18 protein-coding genes are annotated in these 22670 nt (G+C 51.3%); 6 read left to right on the top strand and 12 right to left on the bottom strand.

Annotated elements, in window-relative coordinates:
- Together dbpA and Q8K39_RS12540 are read right to left on the bottom strand one after the other, a co-directional pair.
- A complete protein-coding gene (dbpA, locus tag Q8K39_RS12545; protein WP_305260623.1) occupies positions 1-1386 on the bottom strand; it encodes an ATP-dependent RNA helicase DbpA in 1386 nt (461 codons plus the stop codon).
- Positions 1387-1521: 135 nt separating this feature from the next.
- The gene (locus Q8K39_RS12540; protein WP_305260621.1) at positions 1522-3165 is read right to left on the bottom strand and encodes a DUF4214 domain-containing protein; all 1644 of its coding nucleotides are present in this window, start codon (positions 3163-3165) and stop codon (positions 1522-1524) included.
- Positions 3166-3345: 180 nt separating this feature from the next.
- Here Q8K39_RS12540 and Q8K39_RS12535 point away from each other — a divergent pair, with 180 nt between their 5' ends.
- The 4 genes from Q8K39_RS12535 to Q8K39_RS12520 all read left to right on the top strand — a co-directional run bounded on the left by Q8K39_RS12535 (position 3346) and on the right by Q8K39_RS12520 (position 6235).
- Positions 3346-3867, top strand: coding sequence for an SRPBCC family protein (locus tag Q8K39_RS12535; RefSeq protein WP_305260619.1), 522 nt, complete (start codon positions 3346-3348; stop codon positions 3865-3867).
- Between the two features lie 11 nt (positions 3868-3878).
- Positions 3879-4979: an acyltransferase gene (locus Q8K39_RS12530; protein ID WP_305260617.1), complete on the top strand. Its 1101-nt coding sequence runs from the start codon at positions 3879-3881 to the stop codon at positions 4977-4979.
- 3 nt (positions 4980-4982) lie between these two features.
- Positions 4983-5273, top strand: coding sequence for a hypothetical protein (locus Q8K39_RS12525; RefSeq protein WP_305260615.1), 291 nt, complete (start codon positions 4983-4985; stop codon positions 5271-5273).
- A gap of 83 nt (positions 5274-5356) precedes the next feature.
- Positions 5357-6235, top strand: coding sequence for a GyrI-like domain-containing protein (locus Q8K39_RS12520; RefSeq protein WP_305260613.1), 879 nt, complete (start codon positions 5357-5359; stop codon positions 6233-6235).
- Between the two features lie 2 nt (positions 6236-6237).
- On the opposite strand, the gene Q8K39_RS12515 is transcribed toward Q8K39_RS12520, so the two are convergent.
- Together Q8K39_RS12515 and Q8K39_RS12510 are read right to left on the bottom strand one after the other, a co-directional pair.
- Positions 6238-7818 (bottom strand): 2Fe-2S iron-sulfur cluster-binding protein, encoded by a 1581-nt coding sequence (locus Q8K39_RS12515; RefSeq protein WP_305260612.1) that lies wholly within the window; start codon positions 7816-7818, stop codon positions 6238-6240.
- A gap of 41 nt (positions 7819-7859) precedes the next feature.
- Positions 7860-8393: a carboxymuconolactone decarboxylase family protein gene (locus Q8K39_RS12510; RefSeq protein ID WP_305260610.1), complete on the bottom strand. Its 534-nt coding sequence runs from the start codon at positions 8391-8393 to the stop codon at positions 7860-7862.
- A gap of 356 nt (positions 8394-8749) precedes the next feature.
- Here Q8K39_RS12510 and Q8K39_RS12505 point away from each other — a divergent pair, with 356 nt between their 5' ends.
- On the top strand, positions 8750-10885 hold the full coding sequence (locus Q8K39_RS12505) for a S46 family peptidase (protein WP_305260608.1): 2136 nt from the start codon (positions 8750-8752) through the stop codon (positions 10883-10885).
- Between the two features lie 55 nt (positions 10886-10940).
- Here the strand turns inward: Q8K39_RS12505 and Q8K39_RS12500 are convergent, their stop codons facing one another.
- Positions 10941-11354: a GFA family protein gene (locus Q8K39_RS12500; protein ID WP_305260606.1), complete on the bottom strand. Its 414-nt coding sequence runs from the start codon at positions 11352-11354 to the stop codon at positions 10941-10943.
- A gap of 32 nt (positions 11355-11386) precedes the next feature.
- On the bottom strand, positions 11387-14212 hold the full coding sequence (locus Q8K39_RS12495) for an EAL domain-containing protein (RefSeq protein ID WP_305260604.1): 2826 nt from the start codon (positions 14210-14212) through the stop codon (positions 11387-11389).
- Positions 14213-14498: 286 nt separating this feature from the next.
- Between Q8K39_RS12495 and Q8K39_RS12490 the strand changes: the two genes are divergently transcribed.
- Positions 14499-15302, top strand: coding sequence for a CPBP family intramembrane glutamic endopeptidase (locus tag Q8K39_RS12490; RefSeq protein ID WP_305260602.1), 804 nt, complete (start codon positions 14499-14501; stop codon positions 15300-15302).
- Positions 15303-15377: 75 nt separating this feature from the next.
- Here the strand turns inward: Q8K39_RS12490 and Q8K39_RS12485 are convergent, their stop codons facing one another.
- The 6 genes from Q8K39_RS12485 to Q8K39_RS12460 form a co-directional block, all read right to left on the bottom strand.
- Entirely contained in the window at positions 15378-16472 is a 1095-nt protein-coding gene (locus tag Q8K39_RS12485) for a hypothetical protein (protein WP_186955749.1), read from the bottom strand.
- Positions 16473-16582: 110 nt separating this feature from the next.
- Entirely contained in the window at positions 16583-17065 is a 483-nt protein-coding gene (locus tag Q8K39_RS12480; protein WP_305260600.1) for an SRPBCC family protein, read from the bottom strand.
- A gap of 61 nt (positions 17066-17126) precedes the next feature.
- Positions 17127-17492 (bottom strand): response regulator, encoded by a 366-nt coding sequence (locus tag Q8K39_RS12475; RefSeq protein WP_305260598.1) that lies wholly within the window; start codon positions 17490-17492, stop codon positions 17127-17129.
- Position 17493: 1 nt separating this feature from the next.
- The gene (locus tag Q8K39_RS12470; protein WP_305260596.1) at positions 17494-20649 is read right to left on the bottom strand and encodes a response regulator; all 3156 of its coding nucleotides are present in this window, start codon (positions 20647-20649) and stop codon (positions 17494-17496) included.
- 50 nt (positions 20650-20699) lie between these two features.
- Complete coding sequence (locus Q8K39_RS12465) at positions 20700-21500, bottom strand: hypothetical protein (RefSeq protein ID WP_305260594.1); 801 nt, start codon at positions 21498-21500, stop codon at positions 20700-20702.
- Entirely contained in the window at positions 21493-22554 is a 1062-nt protein-coding gene (locus Q8K39_RS12460; protein WP_305260593.1) for a two-component system response regulator, read from the bottom strand. Before Q8K39_RS12460 ends, Q8K39_RS12465 begins: the two co-directional genes overlap by 8 nt.
- Positions 22555-22670 lie beyond the last annotated feature (116 nt).

Here is a 22670-nt window from a genome sequence, read left to right as displayed (position 1 = left end):
TCAATCAATAATCCGCATCCTGAATTGCCTGCCCTTGATGTTGGTACGGCTCAGTCTGTCCACGGTCTTTTCTGCAACTTGTCTGTCTATGGCGACGTAGGTGACGAATTCCGAGACATTGATTTTGCCTACCTGTTCTTTCTTCAAACCCAGGTCAGCAGTCAGTGCGCCGAGTAAATCACCGGGGCGGAGTTTGTCTTTTTTGCCGCCCATGATACAAATGGTCATCATCGGGGCTTGCAAGTCTCTTTCCGGGCCGGCTTCAAGTGCGTGAATGTCGCCCCAGTGGGCTGGCTCGCCCTGATATTCTTCGATGAGTTTCACCCACTTTTTTTCGCCGGGTGTGGCCAGGCTGAGTGCCAGGCCTTTTTCGCCAGCGCGGCCAGTGCGGCCTATGCGGTGGATGTGGACTTCGGTGTCTTTCGAGACATCGACATTGATGACAGCACCCAGGGTTTGTATGTCCAGGCCGCGGGCGGCGACGTCGGTGGCGACGAGGACGGAGCAACTTTGGTTGGCAAAGCGTATCAAGACTTCATCGCGGTCGCGCTGTTCGAGGTCGCCATGCAAGGCCAGGGCGCTGATGCCCTGGGCGTGCAATTCTTCTGTCAGTTCGCGGCAGTGAATCTTGGTGTTGCAAAAAGCAATGGTGGACGTAGGCTGGTAATGATGCAGCAGGGTGGCTACAGCGGTATTGCGACCTTCTGGTGTCACCAGGTAAAACAATTGCTCTATGTGATTGGCTGCATGCTGGGACTCAACCTTGATCTCAACCGGGTCGCGCAGCAGTTGCTCGCTGGCCTGGCGGATATCATCCGGGTAGGTGGCCGAGAACAGCAGGGTTTGCCTGCGCGTTGGTGTGGCGGCGACAATGTCGTAGATATCATCATAAAAGCCCATGTCGACCATGCGGTCGGCTTCATCCAGCACCAGGGTCTGTACGGTTTTCAGGTTGATCGTGTTACGGCTGATATGGTCGATCAGGCGGCCCGGCGTACCAACCACGATATGTGCTCCATATTCGAGTGAAGCAATCTGTGGGCGCATGGGGGTGCCACCACACAGAGTGACAACCTTGACGTTCGGCATGGTTCTGGCCAGACGGCGCAATTCATTGGCGACCTGATCCGCCAGCTCACGGGTAGGGCAAATCACCAGGCCCTGCACTGCAAAGTAAGTGGGATTGAGCTTGGCTAGTATGCCTATGCCAAAGGCCGCAGTCTTGCCGCTACCGGTCTTGGCCTGCGCGATCAGATCTTGCTGTTGCAGGATGATGGGCAGGCTGGCTGCCTGTATCGCCGTCATTTCCTTGTAGCCCAGGCTGTCCAGATTGGCAAGCATGGGCGCGGATAGCGGCAGGGTATTGAAGGCGGTGGATTCTGACATGGGGTGTATTTTTGTATGAAGATGGCGACAACAGGCTGCTTAGTTTATGAGCAGCCCGGCGGATATGTCGTCATTGTAGGGTAAGCTGCCGCCAGCGTGGCGGGCTTTGGTGCAGGAAAGACTGAAACCAGGTATTTATGCAGGCCAGACCAGATATTCAATGCCATTTTGTATAGAACCTATGACCAGAGCCTGGTTTTCGGCACTTTCGCAGAAGCTGGCGAGTGCGCCGGCAGCAGTGATTTTATTGGTGTTGAGCTGATCCAGCCAATAATTGAAGCCAGCTTGATCCGGGGTGCGGTGCAAGACGTTTTGATAAAAATTGGTCACCAGCACGGTATTTGTTGGTTTGCTGCCATACAGTTTCTGGAACTCAGGTGACAACATGAAGCCAGCGGCAACCGTTGTCAGGCTGGAGCCCTGGTCCATGTCATTGATCCAGTAGCCCAGTCCCTTCAAGTCTGGCTTGCGGTCAAAAGCCGCCTGGTACAGGCGATAAGCCTGCCCTGCTATCCCATTGATATCCAGAGCGATGTTTTCGTCTGTGAAATGCAGGCGTTCTACATTGATCAGGGTATCTGTGCCTTCGGTACCACTCCTGGCGGCGACGACGGCAGAGCCGCTTTTGACGCTGACGCTGTAGTTTGTGTGCAGGCCGTTATAGATGGCGGTATCAAGGCCCAGATCTCCATCGATCGCATCATTGCCGCCATTGCCGGTAAAGCTATTATTGAGCTTGTTGCCATACAAAGTGTCACTGCCGGCACCCCCTATGGCATTCTCTATGTAGGCTCCATAAGCGATACCGAGATTACCCCGGCCATCATAGGTAGGCACGGTGCCACCGGTATAGCCAGGTGGATTTGGCGCTGATACCATGCGGATATCAGAATAAGCACCAGGGGTAAGGTCTATCATACAGCCGAGGGTAAAATTGGCGACAGAAATCGTATCATTGCCACCGGCATCCCAGATGGCCTTTAAAAAGGGCGTATTTGGGTCAAATGTGTAGACATCATTGCCAGTTCTATAGGTTTTATTGACACCATAAACATATTGCATGGCAGCGATATCCAGCACCATGGGTGTTTCCGGCACGATACTTTTAAAGATGAATATCGGCTTTCCAGACGTATCGTAGGTAATGGTTCTGAACAAGTCATTGCTCTGTTCAGTGTAAGACATGATGGAATATTGCGCCGTATCGTAAGTCGAGGGCATTCTCACATCACCCTCGAAAGTATGCTTGAGCCCTAGCGCATGTCCAATTTCATGGATCAATGCTGAATAATTGAAGGAACCTGCATTCCAGTTGGTATTGGCTTTATTGCCATTGCCAGAAAGCCAGATGTCGCCGCCAGAAGGGCTGACACTGCTAGGTCTGTAGGCCCAGCCCCAGGCTTTACCTCCAGTTGAGGTGGTGTCTGCTATCGAAGTCCAGCCCACCCGTATAGTCCCCGCGCTGCTGCTATTGTCTGCAACCTGGATAAACTGCAGGTCGGCAACATTGGCCCATGACTGCAAGGCAGCCTTAGTCGCATTTTGCTGTTCCGTACTCAGGGCATAGTGGGTTCCCGCAGTGGGTTCATTCTCTGAGGTGTAATCGCTGGACTTGTTACGGCCATAAAAATACGAATCCCCATTTGTCCAGGGAAAACTGTAAGTAACAACAGCCTCGTTCAGCCCTCCCCATTTAATGCCATGCAGCAGGGCGTCTATCAGGGTGACGCCTGAGATATTGAAAACGGTAACTTGACCTGCATCGCTGGGTAATGGCATAAGAATGATCGTGAGTAAGACTGATAAGCTCCAGTATAGCCAATTAATGCCTGAGAAACAGCAAACACGAGAACCAGAGGTGCTTGGTTGTTGCTATATGGGCAATGATTTACTGGCAAATAAGGAGTGGCAAATATGCGCCAGGCAAATTAAGCTGTGAGTCTCTACAGGAGAAATACCATGATCATCGCCATCATTGTGCTTTTGCTTGCTGCTTTCTTGCTATATGTTGCTGCACTGCCTGATCAGTTTCGAGTTGAGCGTTCCCTGGCATTGCGGGCTACACCTGAACAGATTTTTCCATTGATCAATGACTTTCACGAATGGGAAGCCTGGTCACCCTGGGAAAAGATAGATCCGGCAGTAAGGCGCACTTATGACGGCCCCGCGCAGGGTAAGGGGGCAGTGTATGCATGGAATGGCAATAAGCAACTTGGTGAAGGCAGGATGGAAATCCTTGAAACCCAGCCCTTTAGCTATTTACGCATACAAATCAATTTCTACAAGCCTTTCGCAGCACAAAACATCATCGAATTCCGTCTCGAAGACAAGGGTGCTACGACTTTAGTCAGTCAAGCCATGTTCGGTCCCTGCAATTTCATATCCAAACTGATGAGCTTGTTTTTCAGCATGGATAAGATGGTCGGTACAAAATTCGATGAGGGCTTGCTTAGTCTGAAAAACATCGCCGAGAAATCCTGAAATTTTTGAATATGCGACAAATGAAGTATCTGGCTGACTTTAGCCAAAGCAGAGATAATAATTTCAACCTGATACGCCTGCTGGCGGCGCTGGCAGTATTGTTTGGGCACAGCTATGCCTTGCTGCGCCAACCCGAACCCTTGGGAGCCAGCCTGGGCATGAGCATAGGCAGTATTGCGGTTGACCTGTTTTTTGTCACCAGCGGTTACCTGGTGACAGGTAGCCTCATGACACGGCAGAAATTGCCTGATTATTTCCTGGCGCGTGTATTGAGAATATTTCCTGGTTTGATCTGCATGGTGTTATTGAGCGTGTTTGCGCTCGGTGCGGTATTCACTTCTTTGCCTGCGACCAGCTATTTTTCCAGTTCTGCTACCTATCAATATCTGTTCAAGTGCGCAAGCATCGTCACAGGTATGTGGTACACCCTGCCCGGCTTGTTTGAGCACAATCCCTACCCTGCTGCTGTCAATGGCTCGCTCTGGACTTTACTCTATGAACTGGTCATGTATGCCTTGCTGGCGGTATTTTGGGGCTTGCATGCCTATGTCTGGAAGCGCTACAGACACTGGTTAGCGCGCGTGCTTGTGCTGGCTTTTTCTGCATTAGCGATCTACGTCGTGCGTCATCATTATCTACTGAACATGGCTGAATTTGACCGGCTGTTCTTTATGTTTTTTTCCGGTGCCGCGTATTTTCTTTTGCGTAAACATATACAGCTGAAGCATGGATTTGCCATAGGCACCATGCTGGCACTCGTCCTCAGTCACTATATCAATCCGCCAGTGTTCACCCTGGCCTATTATCTGAGCCTGCCCTATCTTTTATTGTATCTTGCTTATATACCGGCAGGCAGACTGCGCATGTATAACCGAGTCGGTGATTACTCTTATGGCGTGTATATCTATGCCTTCCCCATACAGCAAGCCCTGTTATCCCTTGCGCCACAGATGCCAGTCGTGATACTGACAGTTTTTGCGACAGCGTTTACCATGATTTTTTCCATTAGCTCATGGCATGTCATAGAAGAACCTGCAATGCGTGCCAGGCTATGGCTGACAAGACGATGGAAACCACAGCAGACGAATCTGGATGCATTGTCGAAAGGATGAAAAATGGCAAGACAGCGAAAAATGTTTACCTGGCTATGTCAGCATAGTCTTGTCAGCTTTCTTTTACTGACGCTGAGTTTTGTGGTGTTTGGCAAGCTGTCCTTTGATATCGTCCACCTGTTCAGTGCAAATGCAGAATACTTGCTCGACAATGGATGGACAGGCATGGTCGATGGCGGCTTGCAACAATTGCTGGAACTGATACTTTCAGCCTGTGCTGCCATGGCTGCCTATATGCTATTCAAACTGTGTGAACAGGCCTTGCTGGAACGCATGCGGCACCAACATGACTGAGCACAGCGGAGCAATACTGAGCAAGAACTATCATGCGGAATGACGCAAGACTGTTTATTCTGCAGCCTGCCAGGGAGAAATCATTGAGCAAGTCCAGCTATCAAACGCGTATGCTAAGGGTGCTGCAATACATCGATACACATCTGGATGAAGACTTGACGCTTGATTGTTTAAGTGAAGTTGCTGCTTTCTCAAAATTTCACTTCCACAGACAGTTTTCTGAATACATTGGTGTCGCGGCATTTCGCTATGTGCAGCTATTGAAACTCAGGAAGGCCATGTATGAACTGGCTTTTCGTCACCATAAGCAGGTCATCAATATTGCCCTGGATAATGGCTATGAAAGCAGCGAAGCTTTTTCACGCGCTTTTAAAAAAAGCCTTGGTCTAAGTCCGGCACAATTCAGGAAACAGCCTCAGTGGGACAACTGGCAGAACAGCAATCTGACCATCAACCATTGGAGAGAACAGTATATGCCCATGACATATCAAAACAGCGATGTACGCTTCGTTAATTTTCCGGAAACCCGTATCGCCGTGCTGGAACATCGCGGTGCCCCCGGTTTGCTGCCCAACAGCATTCTGCGTTTCATAACCTGGCGCAAGCTCAACAAACTGCCGCCCAGCTTCAGTGCGACTTTTAATCTCATCTATGACGATCCTGAGCAAACGCCCGCAGCCGATTTTCGTTTTGATCTCGCGGCCGCAGTCACTGCGCCAGTGGCAGAGAATGAATATGGGATCGTCAACAAAATTATTCCAGCCGGGGAGTGCGCTGTGTTGCGACACACTGGCAGCGATGCGCAACTGGCTGGCGCTGTGCGCTTTATGTATGGCAGCTGGCTGCCGCAAAGCCAGCGTAGTCTGCGTGACTTCCCCTTATTTTTTCAGCGCATCAGTATTTTCCCGGATGTGCCTGAACATCAGATGGTGACCGATATATTCTTATCTCTGCAAGAATAAATTTACAGGTCAAGCACCAGTTCTCCAGCCTGTGCACGTGAAACGCAGATGCAGATGCGGTCTTTTTGCTCTGCCTCTGTCAACACCGAGTCCCTGTGCTGGGCTTGTCCGCCCAGCAGCTTCACAGCGCATGTACCGCAATTTCCAGTTTCACATTCGGCATCTGCAGTGATGCCGTGCGCACGTACTGCTTGCAAGATACTTTGGTCGGCACGGACTTGGATAACTTTTTTACTACGCACCAGCTCCACCCGAATTTCTTCATCATCTGCTGATTTTTGTGCAGCAAATCTTTCATAGCGCACTCTCTCCCTGTCCATGCCCAATGCTGCTGCCGCATTCAGCACGGCAGCGATCATGCTGGCAGGGCCACAAACATAGATCAGGCTTTCTTCGCTGGCTTCAGCCACCGTCCGGTGGATATCCAGTCGTTGGGCATGGTCAGTCGCATACAGATGCAAGGCATCGCCCAAATTTTCCTGCAACTCTGCTCGATATGCCATGGCCTGGCGTTGACGACCAGCGTAATGCAATGTGAATGGCTGCCCTTGGGCCTTCAATTGCTCAGCCATGGGCTTGATGGCCGTGATGCCTATGCCACCGGCAATCAGTATGGTTGGTGCCGCATGTGCAAGCAGCTCGAAGTCATTGCGTGGTAAATCGCAATACAGATGCATTCCCAGCCCATACAGTTCATGTACGGCCATCGAACCACCGCGGCCCTCAGGTTCGGCCAGTACAGCAATTTCATATACGTCAGACTTGCTCGCGGCGGAACTGATGGAATATTGGCGTGTGCCAGCTTGTCCATTGGCCAGCAAAACTGGCACGCGCAAATGTGCTCCAGCACCCACGGCAGGCAAGTCTTTACCTGCCGGATCACGCAGCTCATATGCGCGTATGCGCGGGCTCAACTGGCGCACGCCAGTAATGACCAGCTCCAATGGGCCATTGCCAAGACGGGCTGGTTTTACAGGCAGAGTCTGTTGCTTTAATTGCTCTTGCAACAGATGGTTTTCAGCCTGAAGACTGGCCAGCATGACTTGTACTTCCTTGTCGGTGAACCTGGGTGTGATATGTTGGGGGCAGTTCCATTCTATGGCTTCCACCGTGATGACCACGGCACGTTCGACACGAGCGCGGTAACTGGACATTTCCAGCCTGGCGATCAGGCGCGGGTCTTCAATTTCATGAACGATTTTCGCCCTGCCCCAAATTTTTAAGCGGCGGCGGTTGGCATAATCCATGAGTATCAAAGAAATCTTGTCGCTGGCAAACAGGTTGCCTACACTTAAGTACTGGGCATTGCCCGAAAAATCGGCATAGCCTATGGTTTTTTCATCAATGACTTTGAGAAAGCCGGCTGGGCCACCACGGTGTTGTACATAGGGCCAACCGTTTTCCGAAATTGTTGCCTGATAAAAACTGTCGCGGGCAATAATGAATTCCGTGTCCCGTTCCAGCAAGTAGTCACGTTTTTCTTCCACCAGTTCAAAACCACGATTGGCCTCACGGCTGCCATACAGGCTTTGTGCTGCCTTTACGCTGGGGGTAAAACTGATATCGGCGAATGCGCGTGACATGGTGATCTCCTTGCTGTTACGGGACGGGTTTCTGACTGCAATTACAGATTGACTTTAGGGAAGTCGATTTCCAGGCGGCTGGCCTTACCCAGGATATTTGTCAGGATATTCATACCCACATGGGTGATCACTTCGACGATATCTGCATCGCTATAACCCGTGTCGCGCATTTCCAGAATTTCTGCTGTAGTGACTTCACCACCGTGCTCGACTAGCGAACGGGCGAATTTCACGGCGATGGCTGCTTTGGCATCCTGACTGCTGCCAGCACGATTGGCCGCCATTTCTTCATTGTTCAAGCCCGTGCCACGACCTATGGCGGTATGGGCAGAAACGCAATATTCACAGGAATTTTTTTGTGCTACAGCCAGGGCGATACGTTCGCGGGTTTGCGGGTCCAGGCTACCTTCACCAGCGATGCCGTGCAAGCCGAGAAAAGCGCGCAAGGCAGCAGGTGAATTGGCGAATGCTTTCAAGAAATTTGGGACCATGCCCAGTTTTGTTTGTATTGCTTCCAGCAAGGCCAGTTGTTCAGCATTGGCAGTTTCTTTAGTGACGAGATTGATGCGGCTCATGATTTTTCCTAAGTGTTAAGTATCAGTATCCAAAGCGCCCTATTGCGCAGTGCTTAGTTTGAGCCTTTCATTGAAATATAAGAATAGCCTTCATGTTGAATTGATTATTTCGTAAAATGGAATAATAAAAAGCTTATCCGTGGCCGCCATGAAAAACAGCATGAACTAATTGCCAGTAGATTTGTCTGTAATTAAGCCTAGTTGTGCTGAATTAATAATAAATAGCCAATAGACCAGCATAATTTTTAGAGAAATCTCAGAAAAATCCCACCACTGGCGATGACTGGCCTGATGGGCGCAGCTATACTGCGGCCTGATGTCATACCGTACTGTCAGAACTCATTTTGGAGTGTATTTTGTTTAAAACCCTTGCTTTTCCTGTGGCCCTTGCGGGCGTTTTTTCATTTGCTCATGCTGACGAAGGTCAGTGGCAACCGTATCAATTGCCCCAACTGAAGGCTGAGTTAAAACGCATAGGCATCAATATGCCAGCAGAAAAACTGGCAGACTTGAACAAGCATCCCATGTCTGCCATGGTGTCGCTGGGTGGGTGTTCGGCAAGTTTTGTTTCCAGTACCGGTCTGGTGGTGACCAATCATCATTGTGCTTATGGTGCGGTACAAAGAAATTCGACAGCAGAAAAAAATTACATCGCCAATGGATTTTTGGCGAAAACCTTGGCTGAGGAATTGCCTGCTGGCCCCGATGCGCGCATGTACATTACCGACAAAGTCGAAAATGTGACGGAACTGGTGAGCCAGGGCCTGAATGCTGCCATGTCAGGCCGTGCCAGGGCAGAACATGTGGAAAGTCGCATCAAGGCCCTGGTCGCTGAATGTGAACAAGACAAGGCATACCGTTGTTCCGTTCCCAGTTTTCACCGTGGCCTGGAGTATTACCGTATACGCCAGATGATGATACGTGACGTGCGTCTGGTCTATGCGCCGTCAGACAAGATAGGCAATTTTGGTGGTGACGTCGATAATTTTGAATGGCCGCGTCATACCGGTGATTACTCTTTCCTGCGTGCTTATGTAGGCAAGGATGGTCGCCCTGCCGACCCGTCTGCTGACAATGTACCTTATCAATCAAAAGACTTTTTGGTGGTATCTGCCCAGGGCTTAAAAAATGGCGACCCGATTTTGATGGCCGGTTATCCTGGCCGTACCAGCCGCTATAAATTGCCAGCAGAGATACGCTTTGCCCGTGACGTCAGCTACCCTGCCAAAGTAACAGAATCCAGGGCAGACTTGGCCGTCATCGCCGCAGCTACCCAAGGCAATGCCGCTGCCGCTGTGCGTTATGCCAGTGTGGTCAAGGGAATCAGCAATGGTTTGAAAAAGACCGAAGGCTTGCTTGATGGTTTTGCACGTAAAGACATTGCTGCCATCAAGGATGGGCAAGATGCTGAATTCCGTCGCTGGTATGCTCAGCATGGCAGCAAGCAGGATTTGCTCAAGGAACTAGATACTCTGATCACGGCCGACATGGCCATGTCGGAAGAAGAGTTCGCCTGGTCCGTCGCCAGCACCAGTGAGTTGCTGAAGAGTGCGCGTACCCTGTATCGCCTCGCCATTGAAATTGAAAAACCGGATGCTGAGCGCCATACCGGCTATCAGCAGCGGGACATGACCATCATTGCTGGCAAACTCAGCCGTCTGGAACAATCGTATCTGCCGAATGTGGATCAGGCCAGGTTCACTGCTGCGCTGCAAAGATATAATAAATTAGCTGCCAAGTCCCACATACAAGGCCTGGATGTATTGTTGCCCACACCGGAAAGCGTCGCTGGCTTGTATCAGCAGAGTTCTTTGAATGAAACCGCGAAACGCCTGGGCTGGATGAGCAAGGACCGTAAAGCGTTCGAACAGTCAGATGATGCCTTCATCCGCCTGGCAGTGAAATTGCATGACACTGCAATGTCGCTGGAAAACCGTCGCAAGGAACTTGATGGCAATCTGGAGCGCGTCATTCCCCAGTATATGCAAGCTGTTATCGAGTGGAAAAAATCCCAGGGCAAGCCTGTGTACCCCGATGCCAATTCCACCCTGCGCGTGACTTACGGCACGGTAGCACCTTACTCACCACGTGACGGCATCAGCAAAGGGCCATTTACGACAGTCGAAGGTATAGTCCAGAAGCACACCGGCAAGTCACCATTTAATATGCAGGAAAGTTTGTTGACTGCGGTAAAAGAAAAACGCTATGGCGTCTTCAAGGACGCAGTTTTGCAAACCGTGCCCGTCAATTTCTTGTCCAGTGCAGATACTACCGGTGGTAATTCCGGTTCTGCCGTCTTGAATAAAAATGGTGAACTGGTGGGTTTGAATTTTGATTCCACGTATGAGTCCATCACCAAGGACTGGTATTTCGATACCGCCATCACACGCGCTATCCAGGTAGATATCCGCTACATGTTATGGGTCATGAAAGAAGTTGATCATGCCGATAATTTGTTGAAGGAAATGACGATCAGGTATCCTGAAAAATAAGCGATCAGTAGCCGTGAAAAAAAGCGTATCCTGCAATTGATACGCTTTTTTCTTTTCAAGGCCTGGTGGGTGTGTTTTCAAAATGCCGGCTGCTATCTGTGATGCTCAACCAGGATAGTTTGTTTTCACAATAAATATCCATGCGTGGCGACAAGCTTTCATGCAGGTTCACAGTACCCAGATACAGCATGCTCAGGCCAGTGTATTTTTCCTGATTGGTGTTATAGATGGATGTGCCGCAGGCTGTACAAAAATGGCGCTGGGTATGTGAGGTAACGGCGTAGGTTTTCAACAGTTGCTGGCCCCGAGTGAAGACCAGCTCAGCAGACTTCACGACTACATAAGAAGATAATGCGGCTCCTGTCATGCGGCGGCACAGGCTGCAGTGACAAGCAACGATTTGTACTGCCGGAGCAGGGTGATGATAGGCAATTTCTCCACAACTGCATTGCCCGGATATTGTTTTCATAAAGTCTCCGATAGGTTAACTTTGGCCAGCTGTCACGCACCTTCCCATTCCAGATCCTTACCATGGTCCCAGACGGTGGGGGCAACATAATTTTTTGCCCATGCCTCAATCTGTGTGGCTGGCATGGGGCGGGCTATGCCATAACCTTGTACCAGGTCGCAACCCAGGCGCAAGAGCGCGACACCGTGTTCTGCAGTTTCCACGCCTTCGGCTATCACTGCGCGATTGAATGCATCCGCCAGGCCGATGATGGCGCTGATGACCGCCAGGTCATCCTTGTCTTCCAGCATATCCCGTACAAAGCTCTGATCGATTTTCAGGGTATCGGCAGGCAGGCGCTTCAGGTAAGACAGGGATGAATAGCCAGTGCCAAAATCATCGAGGGCAAAGCTGACGCCGATTTTCTGGCAAGCCAGCATGACTTCGCGTACATGCTGGATATCCTGGATGGCGGCAGATTCCAGTATCTCGATTTCCAGCCTTTCTGGTGCAACATCAGGGTAAGCGGCAAGTATCTTGCGCAGGCGTTCGACGAAGTCCTTGCACTGAAAATGGCGGGCTGCGATATTCACGCTGATGACCCATTCTGCATGCAGGGCGGTCCAGGCGCGCAATTGTGCCATGGCTTGATGCAGGACCCAGTCACCGACGTCAATAATCAGATCGGTATGTTCTATCAGCGGCAAGAATTGCAGCGGCCCGACGATGCCCTGTTCGGGATGTTGCCAGCGTAACAGGGCTTCCATGCCTATGATACGGCCCTGACGCATATTCACCTTGGGCTGAAAATACAGCCGCAATTCATCCTGTTGCAGGGCTTGGCGTATGCGCGCCCGCTGATTATGATGGGTGCGTAATTGCTGGTCTTGCTCGGCATCGAACAAATGAAATTGATTGCGGCCGTTCAGTTTGGCCTGGTACATTGCCTGGTCGGCACAGCGCAGCAAGGTGTCAGCATTGACATCATCGCGTGGATAAATGGCCACGCCTATGCTGGCAGACAGACTGATGCTTTGCAGTTCTATCTCATACGGCTGCGCCAGCTCAGCCAGCAGCAGGGCCAGATTCAATTCCACGCCTGCGACATCTTGCTGGTTTTGCAGCAGCACCACAAACTCATCACCACCCAGGCGTGCAACATGGTGCTCAGTACCTGCACTGCTCTCCAGACGGCGGGCTACCTGCTGCAATAATTTGTTGGCGAATTCCTGGCCATGGCTTTCATTGATGGCCTGAAAATGATCCAGGTCCAGCAGGCATACAGCCAGCCATTGTTGATGAGTGTGCGCCGTTTGTATCGCTGCGCTGAACCTTTCACTCAGGGCGGCACGGTTTTCCAGTCCAGTCAGTACATCATGGCCAGCTTGCCAGCGCAGTTGTTGCATGAGTTGATGTTTTTCGCTCACATCACGAAACACCAGCACGCAACCCATGACCTTGCCATTCTTTTGCCGTATTGGCGCTGCCGTAAAGTCGACTTCAAATCGCTGACCTGTACGCGCGCTCAAGATCTGATTATTTGCCTGCAAGATGTCGGTGCCCTGGCAAATTTGCTGCAAGAATTCTTGTAACTGCCTACGTTGCTGGCTATCTGTCAGGGAAAACACGTCTGCCAGTGCGTGCGACTGTGCCTCTTTGCGACTCCAGCCGCAGATCTGCTGAGCAACCTTGTTGAGCATCAGTATGCGTCCATGCACATCGGTACTGATAACAGCATCACCGATGGATGCCAGGGTGGTTTCTACCCTGACATTTTCCGCAGCCAGTGTTGCTTGTGCCTGGTTGCGCTCGCTGATATCAATCAGTGCACCTATGCTGCCTATGGCATTGCCATCGACATTGGTGAAACTGGCCTGGTAGTAAATCACATCCAGAATTTTTCCGGCTGCCTGTATCTGCATTTCCATGACCAGCTTGTCTTGCCCGCTTTCTTGTTGCGGTCGCTTGCTGGCATGCAGTGCCAGTACAGGCATGGGTTTGCCAACCACATCGGCAGCGCGCAAGCCGAACAGTTCTTCCCAGGCGTGGTTGATGCGCTGGCAAATACCATACTGGTCCTGAAAAAAAATTGGTATCGGCAAGGCATGTATCAATTGCCAGGTGAAGTGGAGTTGCTCGCTATTGGCGCGCTGGCTGCGTTGCAAGCTCAGTAACAAGGCTTGCACTTCATCAGCCATACTGTTGAAAGTCCTCGCCAGGGCGCGCGCTTCTGCCGTACCGGTGATGGCCATACGTACGCTATGCTGGCCTCTCTTGAACTTGTCAGTTGCCTCAGCCAGACTGTGCATGCTGCGAGCATTCGAGCGCAACAACAGACCCAGCAGGAAATAAATCGTAAATATGGTGAGTAGCGAAATTTTTGCCTGGTCCATGACTTTTTGCCAGACATGCCGGTTTTCACCAGCAATGCTGGTTTCTAAATGCAAGACAGCGATATTCCCATCCTGCAACCTGACTTCCCTGGCTGAATTTTCAGCCTCCCAGGATAAAAGTTTGACAAACCATGCTGGGGCACCGGATGCCGGTGCGCTGGCATCCTCAGCCTGGATTTGATGCTGGCTGTATTGCCAACTGATGCGTGAGAGTGCCGGGCTGACTTCCACCTCTTGTACCAGCAGTTTGTGTATCGCAGCTGTATTGCCCTGAATGGACAAGCTGCTGAGTACAGGGATCAGATAGTGCGCGGTATGGCGTAATTCTGTAGTCAGTCTTTGTCTGGCATCGCTGACTTCTGCATTGATCATCAGGTAGTACCGCAAGCCACTGACTAAGACGATCAATACAAAGATGGGGAGGAATAAACGGGTATAGACTCCTCGCTGCTGCCATCGCTGTAAAAAATCTTGTAATGTTTGCACAAATTCAATGAAATTCAGGGAAGTAAAGCAGTTTGGTTGTCTGGGACAGAAAATGTGAGTAATTGTAACCTGAAGATTAATCTTGCCGTATTGAAAAAAGTGATATGCGGCAAATATGCGGAAAATGCTTAGGCCAGCGCATCGAATATAATGAACTCCCCATGAAAGCCTGGCCTTAACTGATGAACCCTGATGACAAGACAATGCGCCTGTGTGTACCGATGGTGGCTCAAGTTCAGGTCTGCATTGTTCTGGTTTCCAGGCCAGATGAAGCTGGCCAACAGCAATGACACCTAAACACGAAAATTTCCCTTCAGGGCTGGAAGCCTGCTTATTGCTCGTCTTCTTGTTGGGGATAGAGTTCATGGTCGGTCTTCTGGTACAGGACAGCAGCAGCTGGACCGGCATAAGCCCGGATGAAGTCGATGCAGTCATCATGGTCTTGTCCAATGCCGTGTTGTTCACAGGCGTATTGCACTACAAGGGCATGAGTTATGCAGAATTGTTCCACTCCTCTGCTGTTTCCAGGAACAGGACCTTACTATTGATCGTGCCGGTACTATTGCTGGTGCCGGGGTTGGAGATGGTGCTGGGTGTTCTGGGCGGCTGGCTGGAAGCCTGGCAACCAGTGCCTGATGGCCAGCAAAGAATATTCGATGACATGATGGCCAATGGTGTGCACTCCATCATCACGGCCTGCCTGGTTGCTCCTGTGCTGGAAGAGATGCTGTTTCGCGGCCTTATCCTGCGCAGTTTCCTGCAACAGTATTCGCGCTGGGTAGCAATCCTGGGTTCTGCCTGCCTGTTTGGCCTGGCACATATGAACATCTACCAGTTTCTTTGTGCCACGATAGTCGGCGTATTGTGCGCGTGGCTGTATCAGAAAACACGCTCCCTGTGGCCGGGCATCATCTTGCATTCGGCTTCTAATGGCGCTGCCATCTGCGTTTACAGAATGACGGTTTCAAAGGGGGGAAATGTTGCCTGGCAACCCACTGCAGGAGCCTACATGGCGGCCTTGCTGTCTGCCGCTCTGGGAATATACTTATTGCGACGCTTGTGGGCGAGCGACAGCGATCCTGGTTTGTAGGTGCTCACCAAAAAGGCACTGGAAGCCATTGCTTGCAGCGCCTTTTTTCATCATTACCTGATCAAAGGATCAGCTTCAAACGGGCTGCATTTCACGCTTCAGGCGGCGTGGCACTTCCCAGTCAAGTTCGGTCTCACGCTTTTTTTCCAGTGCATCGATATGCTTGAGTTTTTTGCCTTCAACGAACTGGCCAGACAAGAGCAGGCGCGGTTTGCTTGCCGCAGACACAAAGCCATGAGTTGCCCAGCGTGAGCGTGGCAGGCTGGTGGCTGCCAGGATGCCATAATCCGCGCCGCAGCTAATGCCTTTTTCGGCGACGATGGATTCACCAGACTTGATGTATTTGGCGGCATAAATGCTGCCCTTGGTGGCGATCCAGCGACCGCTGTGGATTTCACCGCGCAAGCTGCTGATTTCGCCGGTGGCACGCAGATAGCCCCAGTTGCTGATGTCGCCCTGGCTGTGGATACTGGCCACATCCAGATTACCCTGGCAAATCAGGTTGGCAGCAAACAGAGCGCCTTCGACCTGGATATCGGTTTCACTGAACAACTCGCCCTGGCAATTGCAATCACCCGCAACATGGATGGCTGCCGCCGACAAGTGGCCGCCAACAAACTGGATTTCACCGACTTCCAGCACATCATCGAGTTGCACATTGCCATGGCAATCAAGGTCGGCACAGGCAACATAACCCAGTGCCTGGATATCGCCAAAGCCGCCAAAGGCATCATGATGGTCATAGCGCGCCAGGATGGCGGGATGTACCAGTATGTCCATATAGCTGCTGCCATCTGCCGCGGGTTTGCGCTGGTCAAGTTCCAGCATGCGGGCCATCCAGTCGGCGCTGCAACCAGTCTTGATGAGGTATTCCACGTCAATATTGCCACCGGCGTCGAGCGCATGGCCGACATACAGGGATTGCACGCGGATATCACCAGTGACAGTCAGCTTGCCCAGGCAAAACACTTCTTCCGCCTCTAAATCGCCATCAATCAGGCAATCACCGCCGACGATGAACTGGGTGGCAATCACGGCATCACCCTGGATATGCACGTCGCCAGTGCTGGCAAACTGCTTGCGCTTCAAGCGTGTGGTTTGTACCGGAGCAGGTAAGTCCAGAGCAGCCAGGACAGGCTTCTTTGTAGCAGGAGTAGTGCGCTTGGTCATGGGAACCTTGGAGTAGTGATAGATGGGCTAAATGAGGAATGGAATTACAGAGCCGCATTATCCCCGAAATGCAGGCGGCTCAGCAATCCTTGTGCCTTTGTTAATCTTGTTCAGGACGGCAGTGCATCCAGCCGCCCGCTTTCTGCCAGTTCACGGATGATGCGCACGGTTTCCACATCTGCTTCCTGATAGGCGGATTTGCGGTATTCGTTATACATTTTCGCTTCCGCATCTTCTGGCTCAACGTTGCCACTGTCATAGGCGAAACGGACAAACAGCGCATCTGGTTGCGGCTCTTCTATGCTCATGCGCAATGAAGACTGGGGTATGTCCTTCTGGGCTGCTACATCATAATGCACGTGTTCCAGGTGGGTAAAGCTGACCCGGTCGGTGACTTCCAACGTACCGTACTTCAGGGTGCGTTTCATGCTGGCCTCAGTACGGTCCATGATGCTGGCGTCATCCAGGTAAGAGACAAACAGCTTTGGCATTTCTGCCCGCAAGACCAGGCCGCGCCACAACTGTTCGCGGCTGATGACCTCTATTGTGGGATTGCTGAGATCGTTGATTTCAACTAAATGTTCAAATTTCATGGAGCACCTTTGTTCTGATGCCGTCAGTTTACTCTACACGCCACAGGCTGTCAGCGGGTGTTCAAGTCTTGAGTATGGATTCAACCAGGGACAAGAATGCCTGATAGCGTATCGGCTTTGCCATATAGGCATCACAACCTGCAGCACGGAAACGCTCTTCATCGCCGCTCATGGCAAAGGCGGTCAGGGCGACGATCTTGATGTGCTTGGTTGCTGCGTCAGCTTTGAGCTGGCGAGTAGCGGTGATGCCGTCGATGCCTGGCAACTGCATATCCATCAGGATTAATTCAGGTAATTCTTCCCTGGCAATTTGCAAGCCCAGCTCTGCATCTACGGCTTGCAGCACTTCATGGCCGGCATTTTGCAATAGAAATGCGGCCAGCTTCATGTTCACGGGATTGTCTTCTATGATCAGTACGCGCGTCATTTCATTTACCCCTGCCGGTCATGGCCCGTCTGACTTCGCCGATGAATCTGCCATGATTGAAATCGGATTTTTCCATGACTTTTTTGACATCGCCACTCAGACGTATCCTGTCTTCGGCGGTCACTTGTTTTGCAGTCAGGACAATAATCGGAATACTTGCAGTGACTGTATCACTTTTCAAGGCTTCCACCACATCAAAACCATTGATTTCAGGCATCATCAAGTCCAGTACGATGAGATCAGGCGTATATTGCCTTGCCATATTAATACCTTCTTGCCCTCCTAGTGCGCCCAGGGTGCGATAGCCAAATGAATCGAGCTGGGTAGTGACCAGTTTCACTGCTTTGGGATCATCATCGACGACCAGGGCAATTTTTTGCGTCGCCTTCGGGTCGTTGCAAAAACCAAGCACCGTCAAGGCCGTGGTCAGGTTTTCTCTGGCGATGGGTTTTTGCATGACATGGGCAGCACCCAGTGACAAGCCGCGGCCCCGGTCAGCGACGATGGAAATGATGACCACAGGGGTAAATGCAAACAGTGGGTGTTGTTTGAAGCGCTCCAGAAATTCCCAGCCATCCATGCCCGGCAACAATATATCCAGGGTAATCAGGTCAGGATGGGTTTCTTCGGCCAGGTTCAGTGCAGCTTCGGCTGTGCTGGCACGCAGAATGCGAAAACCTTCGCTCTCCAGTTGTACGCGCAAGACTTCAGCAGCCTGGTCATCATCTTCGATGATCAGGGCCAGCAACTCGCCACTCGCCAGGCTATTGTCACTACTTACACTGTTAACAACTGACGGAGTCGCTGGCGCCGTGCCGTACTTGCCTGGCAGATTGGCAGTGCGCCAGGGCAGCAAGATCGAGAAAGTCGAACCCTTGCCAACGATACTGCTCATGCTGACACTGCCTTCGTGCAATTCGGCCATGCGTTTTACCATGGCCAGTCCCAGGCCCGTGCCCTGATGCTTGCGCGAGAGGCTACTGTCTATCTGGGTAAAGGCTTGGAATAATAGTGGTTGTGCCTCTTGCGGTATGCCTATGCCGCTGTCGCTGACCGTGATTTCCAGATAATGTTCAAAGCGCCCCCCCGCCGCCTGATAGCCATCAATGCGGCGTGCTGACAGATGCACCCTGCCCCCCTCAGGAGTGAATTTGACGGCATTCGACAAGAGGTTGTAGATAATTTGTTTCAGTTTGACTTCATCCAGCCAGATTTCGCCCATGCCTTCCTGGATTTTGGCAGTGACTTGAAGGTTTTGCAGGGTCGCCTGTTCACGTATGACTTGCAGGCTGGATTGCACCAGGCTGGCAATGTCGGTGGGTTCCAGGTTGATCTGCATCTTGCCTGCTTCTATCTTGGACAGATCGAGAATGTCATTGATCAAAGCCAGCAAGTGTTTGCCGCTATTGAAGATATCCACTGCAGCATCTTTTTGCTGACTGGACAAACTTCCCATCAAACCATCCTTGAGTATTTCTGAAAAACCGACGATGGCATTCAAAGGTGTGCGCAATTCATGCGACATATTCGCCAAAAATTCTGATTTCATGCGGCTGGCTTGTTCCAGTTGCTGATTTTTGGCGGCGATTTCGTCGCTACTGGTGCGTAATTGGTCGGCCAGTAGTTTCAGGTCATTGTATTGACGCAGATTGTGCAGGGCAACGCCAAGCTGGCCAGCCAGTCTTTCCAGGAATGCCTGTTCACCAGGAATCACATTATTGGTGGTGGCCAGCACCATGACGGCCAGGCGGTGTTCCTGATACATCACGGGTATCATCAAGACATGTTTGGGGCTGAAATCTGCCAGTCCGGTTTGCAGACTCAGGCGGCTGGTATCCAGGGAATTACTTTTTCCAGTCAGGGCGGCCTGCCCCAGCAAGCCTTCGCCCAGTTCAAATTCACGCGGAATATCCCGCCCCAGACCATGGCTGGCTTCGCAACGAAAACGCGCATACCATTCATCAAAGCTATACAGCGCCGACATTTGGTAACCATGGCGTTCTGCCAGCAAGGTCAACAGGCTGTCGAAAATCTTGTTGCGTTCAAAACTTGCAGTGAACAGGATTTGTGCCTTGACCTGCGTATCATCATAATGGGCCGCAGTCCTGAGTTTGCGCTCTGTCATAGTGAATTCGGTGACATCCACATTCACAGACAGGCCACCGACGATATTGCCATTGTCATCGCGTAAAGGAGCGGTACTGTTGGTGATGGTTTTGCGGCTACCATCAAAGCAGCGTATGTCTGCCAGTTCAGCCAGTATGGTTTCGCCAGTTTTCATGGTGCGTGCCAGCGCCCATTCATCCGAGGTTATGCGTTTGCCGGTATCTGGCCACCAGCCTGCATATTCGCCATATTGGTCCAGATTGACCTGGCGGCTACCGCCCCAGATGAGCTTGGCACCAGGATTGATCGTGGTCAGTGAGCCTTCGCGGTTGCAAATCAGGACACCGACCGGCAGGATATCCAAAACTTGTTTGAGCAGTGACTCGCTATCGCGTACCGCTGTTTCAGCTTCAGCACGCTGGATCTGGTCACGCTTGAATTGCCACCATAGCAAGACACCGCCAGCCAGGGTGATGATGAGTACCAGTATGCCTATATGGCGCGCCTGCACGAAACTGTTTTCCACCTGGGTCCGGCGTTGTTGCTGCAAGACTCGTTCTTCTTCTTCCATGCTGCTGATTTGCACCAGCAGACCTTCCATGACAATGCGTGGTGTGCCGCTGACCAGATGCTTGCGCACCGCCGGGTAACCCTCCGCCTGGTAAATTTGCAGGACTTTGTCGAGAGCAATTAATCTCTCGTTCAGTTTCAGTGCCAGATTTTTGTATAATAATTGTTGGCGTGGATTATCCACCGTCAGTTCGGCGATCTTTTTTTCTGCCTGACGTATTTGCGCTGATTTGCTGTCGCGCTGGCTGGTGAAGACGTCGTCACCAGTGATAAAGTACAGGCGTTGTATGCTTTCCAGCTCAAGTACGCCAGACTTGACTTCATATAACTGATCCAGGACCTGATAAGTATGCGTCACCAGAAGTGAATTCTCACGATAGTCTTGCAGCGAGCGATACAGTTGCCAGCCAGCTGAGAGAAGTAGCGCCAGCCCGAACATAAGCCCTGCGAGCAGTCTGAATTCGGTACTGAGTTTTTTCATATGCAATTTTCCTGTTGAATACATGCAAATTGAAACAGCCTTGGCGATGATTATGCCGGGTCCGGCGGCCTGCCGAGTTTGGGTTCAGGAGCAAACGCAATCAGGGTGCCTATGCTCAGATCCAGAACAAAATAATCCAGCCTTTGCTGTTCATTCAAATGCAACCGTATGCGTTGCTTGCGTGCTGCGCTATAGGCTGGCTTGAGTGCTGCCGGCAATTCCTCCGCTAAAGTACCGGTAGTGAGTGACACTTGATCAAGTTCCCCGAGAAAACGATGGGCATTGGCATTACATACACTGACCACTCCATTCACCAGTAGGCAAGCGCCCATGGGAAGATGGTGTATGGCATCCACCGCCATGTCCTTGTGTATCGAATGCATGAGCGCATCCAGCGTGCGGAAAGCATGTGCACCTTCTGCATTGTTCAGGATACCGTTGTATTCCTTTAGCAAACGCTCACGTTCGCGATTCAATACATATTGCTCAAGTGCCAGACGAACTGTCGCCAGCAATTCTTCATTCAGCCAGGGTTTGACCAATAACTTGAAAGGATGAGCCTGGTTGACTGCTCTTAAAACGCTGCCCAAATCTGGATAGCCTGTCAGTATCAGGCGTACCACGTCGGGATGTTTTTCCCTGGCCGCGATCAGGAAAGCAGCCAGGCGTTCATCCCGCGGTTCACAGATTAATACACCTATGCGTTGCGCAGCCATGTGGGTATGCGCCTCACCTGCATTGCTGGCGGTGAACATGGGATGCTGCAAAGGCCTGAGTAAACGCACTAATGCTTGCTGCAGATCTGGTTCATCATCGATCAGCAAAATACCGGGGTGTTGGGCATCAGGCATCGGCATGCTGGTCGTAGATAGCAGCAAAACGTCCGGCCTGTGCGACAAAGCAGGAAAATACTTCAGGATCAAAATGTTCAGGCTGGGTACGACCATCCCCTTCGATGATGATATTCATGCTGTGTTCATGATCAAGTGGGGGCTTATACGGACGGCGACTGCGCAAGGCATCATACACATCGCAGATTTGCATGACTCTGGCAGCGATGGGAATGGCTGCACCTTTGAGACCATTCGGATAGCCTGTGCCATCCCAGCGTTCATGATGATTCAGGGCAATTTCCGCGCCCATTTCTGTATAGGGGGAAGTGCCGCTGGAGAGTATGCTGGCACCAAGCGCACAATGGGTGCGCATGATATTCCACTCATCAAGATTGAAGCTGCCAGGTTTCAGCAGCACATGATCAGGTATGCCTATCTTGCCTATGTCGTGCATCGGGCTGGCCTGGAAGATGGCATCATGAAAATCAGCAGGCAAATCCATGGCTTCAGACAGGGTGCGGCAGTAATAGCTGATACGGCGCACATGATGCCCAGTTTCTTCATCCTTGTGCTCGGCGGCGCGCACCAGGGTAAATACAGTATCGCGGTAGGCGTTTTCCAATTGTGCCGTACGCTGTACTACCTGACTTTCCAGTATGCGGTTATGATCAGTCAGGAAGTCGCCATATTCCTTGAGACGCAAGAGATTGCGCACTCGCACGCTGAGATCAGCACGGTCTATCGGCTTGGTCAGAAATTCTTCGGCACCCGCTTCGAGGGCGCGTAGTTTGGAGTTGCGGTCATCCAGCGCCGTCAGCATGATGACCGGTACGGGTTGCGTCAGGGGATTTGCCTTGAGTTCTGCGACAGTGGCAAAACCATCCATGCCTGGCATCATGATGTCGAGCAGAATCAGATCAGGTTGCGCGAAAGCTGCAACTTTGAGGGCATCACGCCCATTACTCGCACTCAGAGTAGAATAGCCTTCAGAATGTAACAACGCTTCCAGAAGTCTAATATTTCTTTCTTCGTCGTCCACCAGCAGGATACGAGCAGGTTTCTGGTCTTTCATAAAAGGCATCCTCCTGAGTAAGAGAATAGTCCCAGCTTATCCAATTGTCTAGCCTTTATTTCTATCTTTTTGGCAACAAAATCTTTGTTTTCACAGATAAATCATCAGGATTTGCA

This window comes from Undibacterium sp. (assembly GCF_030683615.1).
Lineage (GTDB): Bacteria > Pseudomonadota > Gammaproteobacteria > Burkholderiales > Burkholderiaceae_D > Undibacterium > Undibacterium umbellatum.
The sequence above is the reverse complement of the archived record's forward strand: the minus strand, read 5'-3'. Positions and strand labels throughout refer to the sequence as shown.